We start from the raw sequence: 5,630 nt of genomic DNA, 5'->3' as shown, positions 1-5,630 counted from the left end.
GGCTCGCTCCCACAGAGATGGTGCTGAACTGAAAAATCCTCCGCGCCATCGAAACCTGTGGGAGCGAGCCTGCTCGCGAAGACATTCGACCAGCCAGCATCAAATTGCCTGACCCACCGCCATCGCGGGCAAGCCCGCTCCCACGGTATTCAAGGGAGTCTGTGGGAACTGGCTCGCCAGCGATGGTGCCGGCGCTAGCAGCCTTTCAGAGCTTGCTTGTGCGCATACATCGCGCCATCCGCATCGGCGAGCAGCCGATCGACGGTTTCGTGGCGCGTGGGGTCGTATTCGATCTGGCCGACGCTGAAACGAATCGCATAACCACGGTGCAGCGTGGCGTTGCGCTCTTCGAGGATTTCCTTGAGCCGGGCCATGATCCGCGTGGTTTCAACGTGGCTGGAGCCGGTCAGCAATGCGACGAACTCATCGCCGCCCAGGCGTCCGACCACGTCGCTTTCACGAAAGGCAATGCGCAACACATCGGCGAAGGTCTTCAGTGCACTGTCGCCTTCGGCATGGCCGTACAGATCGTTGATCTGCTTGAAGTCGTTGAGGTCGAAAAACAGCAGCGTCGCCGGCCGGTTCAGGCGCGCGCAGGCATCCAGTGCATGCTGGGCCAGTTGCTTGAAACCACGGCGATTGGACAACAGCGTCAACTCATCCATGCTCGCCATCTGCACCGCCATCAACTCTTGCTCGGCCATCTCCGCGAGGTCACGCAGCAGCGCGCGCTCTTCGTCATCAAGATGGCGAGGTTTGGTATCAATCAGGCATAAGGTGCCCATTTTGTTACCGTCCGGCACGGTCAGTGGGTACCCGGCGTAAAAGCGAATATTCGGCGCACCGGTAACCAGCGGATTGTCATGGAAGCGCAGATCTTCCAGCGCATCGGGCACCAGCATCAGCTCGTTCTGCAGAATCGCATGACCGCAGAACGAGACATCGCGGGACGTCTCGCTGACATCCAGACCCACACAGGACTTGAACCACTGGCGATCCGTGTCGACCAGCGTGACCAGGGCGATCGGCACGTTGAACAAGCGCTTGGCCAGCCGCGTCAGACGATCGAAGCGCTCCTCCGGCGCCGAGTCGAGGTTGAGGCCATGCAGCGCGTCGATACGTGCAGCTTCATTGGCAGGTTTTCCGGGCACCAGCATGCGCACACTCCGTAGACAGTCATGCGTTCAGCGTAGCGCTTAATCGTCGGGGCATCACATTTGCGCCACCGGACACGGCCCGCCGGCATCGGCCCAGAGTTTGAATTGCGCGACGAAAATATCGTGCGGCACTGGCACCGGTGCGCGCCCTGCCCCGGGATTCCAGCCCCAGAGCACCAGTTTGTCTTCGCTGACGTGTTTTAACAGCGCGGCGAAATCCCGGTCGCCATTGCTCGCGCGGTCCTTGATCATCGCGCAGAGCTTGTCCGAGGGCAGGCCGATCCAGGCCATTTTGTGCGCCGCCGGCGGCAGGCTCCAGTGCGGCGCACCCGGCGGCGCGTGAGGGCCGTAACTGGCCGGCGGGTTGCTTTCGGCGTGGCAGGTCGCGCAAGGCAAACCGGCGGCGCCCTTGCCGTCCATGCCGCGCACCACATTCATCGCGTGGGGGATGCCGGCGTCGAACTGCAACGGCGAATCGCCGGGAATGTGGCAGTTCTGGCAGCGCGGGCTCTGGAACACTTTCTGCACCGTGGCGAAGGCTTTCAGAGCTTCCTGATCTTCGGCAAACAGGTCCGAGGCGTAGCCACCGAGACCAAGCAAAACGACGGTGCCCAACACAAGATGTCGTTTCATTTCACACCCCCGACAGTTGCAGTGGCAGTTCGCGCAGGCGTTGCCCGGTCAATGCGAACACTGCGTTGGCCACAGCCGGCGCGGTCGGTGGCACGCCGGGCTCACCGATGCCGCCGGGTTTTTCGCTGCTGGGGACGATATGCACTTCCACCACCGGCATTTCGTTGAGCCGCAACACCTGATAATCGTGATAGTTGGACTGCACGACGCCGCCGTCCTTGACGGTGAGTTTGCTGTGCAACGCCATGCCGAGACCGAAGGTGATGCACGATTCCATCTGCGCGGCGATGCTCTGCGGATTCACCGCAATGCCGCAGTCCACCGCGCAGACCACCCGATGCACGCGGATCGCCAGATTGTCCTGAGACACCTCCGCCACTTGCGCCACGTAGCTGCCGAACGACTCGTGTACCGCCACGCCCAGAGCATGCCCGTCCGGCAGCGGTGCGCCCCAGTTGGCCTTCTCCACCGCCAGATTGAGCACGCCGAGGTGGCGCGGGTGCGCCTTGAGCAGCGTTCGCCGGTACTCCACCGGATCCTTGCCCGCCGCCGTCGCCAGTTCATCGATCAGCGATTCCATGACGAAACCCGTGTGGGTATGGCCCACCGAACGCAGCCACAACACATTGATGCCGGTCTGCGGCGAATGCAGGTCGACCTGATGGTGAGGCAGATCCTTGATATACGGACTGTCGGCCACGCCCTCGACCGAGGTGGCATCGATGCCGTTCTTGACCATCGTCGCCTCAAGCATCGTCCCGGCCATGATCGACTGGCCGACCAGCATATGCTGCCAGCTCATCGGCAAACCATCAGCGCCCAGTCCGACCTGCGCCTTGTGCAGGTACATCGAGCGGTAGTAGCCGCCGCGAATGTCATCTTCGCGCGCCCACACGGTTTTCACCGGCAGGCCCGCCGCTTTCGCCACTTGCACGGCTTCGGCGACGAAATCCGAAGTCGGATTGGCGCGGCGACCGAAACCACCGCCGAGGAATTCGGTGTGTATCTCGACCTGTTCGGGCTTGAGCCCGGTAATCTTGCTGGCGACCATTTGGTCCAGCGTCTGAAATTGCGTGCCAGTCCAGATCTCGCATTTGCCGGCGCTGATTTTCACCGTGCAATTGAGCGGTTCCATCGGCGCGTGGGCCAGATACGGCACGCTGTATTCGACCTCGATTTTCTTCGCGGATTTGCCGAAATTGGCCTTGGCGTCCCCCGCCTGCGTAGCGGAAGTGCCCGGCGTCGCCGCCAGTTTGCGGAAACTCTCCAGCAGTTTTTCACTGCTCATGTCGGCCAGCGGCCCAAGATCCCAGTCAACCTTGAGCGCATCACGGCCCAGCTTCGCCGCCCAGAAATGCTCGGCCACCACCGCCACGCCGCTGGGCACCTGCACCACCTTGTGCACGCCGGGAATCGCCAGCGCTGCGGCGCCTTCGAAGGATTTCACCGTGGCACCGAACACCGGGGCGCGGGCGACCATCGCGGTCATCAGGCCCTCGAACTGCACGTCCATGCCGAACCTGGCGCGGCCGGTGATCTTTTCCGGGGTGTCGAGGCGCTTGGTCGGTTTGCCGATGACTTTCCAGTCCTTGGCTTCCTTGAAGGTAATGGTTTTCGGATCCGGCACCGGCAGTTGCCCGGCGGCATCGGCCAGTTCGCCGTAGGTCGCGCGTTGGTCTCCGGCGATGACCACGCCGGACTCCGTGCGAATCGCCGAGGGCGCGACGTCGAAACGTTTCGCCGCCGCTTCCACCAGCATCTGCCGCGCCGTCGCTCCGGCGAGTCGATAACGGTCGAATTCCATCCAGGTCGAGGTCGAGCCACCGGTGATCTGCATGCCGCCAAATGCCGGCAAGCCGTAATCGGCCGCCGAGGCTGGCGAGTGCTCAACGCGGATTTTCGACCAGTCGGCGTCCAGTTCTTCGGCGATCAGCATGGTCAGGCCGGTCCAGATGCCCTGGCCCATTTCCGAATGGCCGAGCAGCACGGTGACGCTGTTGTCCGCCGCGATGCGCAGGAACGCGTTGGGCGCGAAGGTCTTGTTCTGATTTTCTGCCGCGCGGGCAAAGCGATTGGCCCCGGGCACCACGAACGCCACCATCAAGCCGCCGCTTAACAGTGCGCTGCCCTTGAGAAACCCGCGACGCGATACGGGACTGTTCATCGTTCCTCTCCCAGAGAATGACTCAGCCGATTTCGGCGGCGCGTTTGACCGCAGCGCGTATGCGCGGATAGGTGCCGCAGCGGCAGATATTGCCGGAGAGCGCCTGATCGATATCGCTGTCGGTGGGCTTGGGAATTTTCGCCAGCAACGCGGCGGCGGACATGATCTGCCCGGACTGGCAGTAACCGCACTGCACCACGTCCAGCTCGGCCCAGGCTTGCTGCACCGGGTGCGAGCCATCGCTGGACAAGCCCTCGATGGTGAGGATTTTCTGCCCGTGGGCGACCGCAGTCGCCGGGGTGATACAGGAACGTAATGGCGCGCCGTCGACGTGCACGGTGCAGGCGCCGCACTGGGCCATGCCACAACCGAACTTGGTCCCGGTCAGGTGCGCGACATCGCGCAGAACCCAGAGCAGCGGCATGTCGGCGGGGACATCGAGCTCCTGATCCTTGCCATTGATATTAAGGGTCAGCATCGGCGGATTTCCTCAGGCTCACGGTGGTGCGAAGGGACGTCGCTGTGGTCGCAAAAACCTACGGACGCCCGCGCTTATCCCTTTCAGCAAAGCCTAATTTGCGCTTGAAGCCAGACGTTGTGACCAGCGGTCATGCAGACCCCGGCGTTGCTCCTACAGTTGATAACGGCTCGCAGTGAGTCGTCGTACCTCTGCGCAAACGGTCCGCGTACATCGCGGTTGTCCATCACAGGTCAGGAGTAACGAATATGGGCTTTGTCACCACTCGAGACGGCGTCGATATCTTCTACAAGGACTGGGGCCCGCGCGACGCGCCGGTGATCCACTTCCACCACGGCTGGCCGCTCAGTTCCGATGACTGGGATGCACAGATGCTGTTTTTCCTGGCACAGGGCTTTCGGGTGATTGCCCATGATCGACGCGGGCACGGACGCTCCAGCCAGGTCTGGGACGGCCACGACATGGACCATTACGCCGACGATGTGCTGGCGGTGGTCAATCATCTGGGTACGAGCAACGTGGTGCATGTCGGCCATTCCACCGGCGGCGGCGAAGTGATCCATTACATCGCCCGACATGGTCAGGACAAGGTCAGCAAAGCCGTCTTGATCAGCGCCGTGCCACCGTTGATGGTGCAGACCGAAAGCAACCCCGGCGGTTTGCCGAAATCGGTGTTCGATGGCTTTCAAGCGCAGTTGGCGGCGAATCGCGCGCAGTTCTATCGCGATGTGCCGAGCGGACCTTTCTACGGCTATAACCGCCCGGGCGCCGAGCCGGCGGAAGGGATCATCGCCAACTGGTGGCGCCAGGGCATGATCGGCGGCGCCAAGGCGCATTACGACGGCATCGTCGCGTTCTCGCAGACCGACTTCACCGAAGACCTGAAAAAAGTCACCGTGCCGGTGCTGGTCATGCACGGCGAGGATGACCAGATCGTGCCCTACGCCAACTCCGCACCGTTATCGGCGAAACTGCTGCCCAACGGCACGCTGAAGTCGTATCCCGGCTTCCCGCATGGCATGCCGACGACGCAGGCTGAAACGATCAATGCGGATTTGTTGGCGTTTATTCGCGGCTGACAGAGCTGAGGATGTACCCATAGCAGCGGATACCACAAAACAAATTGTGGGAGCGAGCCTGCTCGCGAAAGCGTTCGTTCAGCCACTTACGTATTGACTGACCCAACGCCTTCGCGAGC

5 protein-coding genes are annotated in these 5,630 nt (G+C 62.3%); 1 reads left to right on the top strand and 4 read right to left on the bottom strand.

Annotation, left to right across the window (positions count from 1 at the left end; all coding sequences use genetic code 11):
• Positions 1–194 precede the first annotated feature (194 nt).
• The 4 genes from QMX86_RS27080 to QMX86_RS27065 are packed head-to-tail and all read right to left on the bottom strand — an operon-like array spanning position 195 to position 4,432.
• Positions 195–1,157, bottom strand: a complete 963-nt coding sequence (locus QMX86_RS27080) for a sensor domain-containing diguanylate cyclase (protein ID WP_071171843.1) — start codon at positions 1,155–1,157, stop codon at positions 195–197.
• 54 nt (positions 1,158–1,211) lie between these two features.
• Complete coding sequence (locus tag QMX86_RS27075) at positions 1,212–1,790, bottom strand: hypothetical protein (RefSeq protein WP_122506902.1); 579 nt, start codon at positions 1,788–1,790, stop codon at positions 1,212–1,214.
• A gap of 1 nt (position 1,791) precedes the next feature.
• Entirely contained in the window at positions 1,792–3,954 is a 2,163-nt protein-coding gene (locus tag QMX86_RS27070; protein ID WP_282387411.1) for a xanthine dehydrogenase family protein molybdopterin-binding subunit, read from the bottom strand.
• Between the two features lie 22 nt (positions 3,955–3,976).
• Positions 3,977–4,432 carry a (2Fe-2S)-binding protein gene (locus QMX86_RS27065; protein ID WP_007937751.1) on the bottom strand — a complete coding sequence of 152 codons (456 nt, stop codon included), beginning with the start codon at positions 4,430–4,432 and terminating at the stop codon, positions 3,977–3,979.
• A gap of 248 nt (positions 4,433–4,680) precedes the next feature.
• Here QMX86_RS27065 and QMX86_RS27060 point away from each other — a divergent pair, with 248 nt between their 5' ends.
• Positions 4,681–5,511 (top strand): alpha/beta hydrolase, encoded by an 831-nt coding sequence (locus tag QMX86_RS27060; protein WP_122746957.1) that lies wholly within the window; start codon positions 4,681–4,683, stop codon positions 5,509–5,511.
• Positions 5,512–5,630: the final 119 nt, after the last annotated feature.

The sequence above is a fragment of the Pseudomonas sp. PS01270 genome, assembly GCF_029959775.1.
Taxonomy (GTDB): domain Bacteria; phylum Pseudomonadota; class Gammaproteobacteria; order Pseudomonadales; family Pseudomonadaceae; genus Aquipseudomonas; species Aquipseudomonas atacamensis.
The sequence above is the reverse complement of the archived record's forward strand: the minus strand, read 5'-3'. Positions and strand labels throughout refer to the sequence as shown.

Excerpts from the sequence above, each read along its gene's own strand:
- QMX86_RS27080 (WP_071171843.1), bottom strand. The coding sequence starts at position 1,157 with ATGCTGGTGCCCGGAAAACCTGCCAATGAAGCTGCACGTATCGACGCG.
- QMX86_RS27065 (WP_007937751.1), bottom strand. The coding sequence starts at position 4,432 with ATGCTGACCCTTAATATCAATGGCAAGGATCAGGAGCTCGATGTCCCC.
- QMX86_RS27075 (WP_122506902.1), bottom strand. The coding sequence starts at position 1,790 with ATGAAACGACATCTTGTGTTGGGCACCGTCGTTTTGCTTGGTCTCGGT.
- QMX86_RS27060 (WP_122746957.1), top strand. The coding sequence starts at position 4,681 with ATGGGCTTTGTCACCACTCGAGACGGCGTCGATATCTTCTACAAGGAC.
- QMX86_RS27070 (WP_282387411.1), bottom strand. The coding sequence starts at position 3,954 with ATGAACAGTCCCGTATCGCGTCGCGGGTTTCTCAAGGGCAGCGCACTG.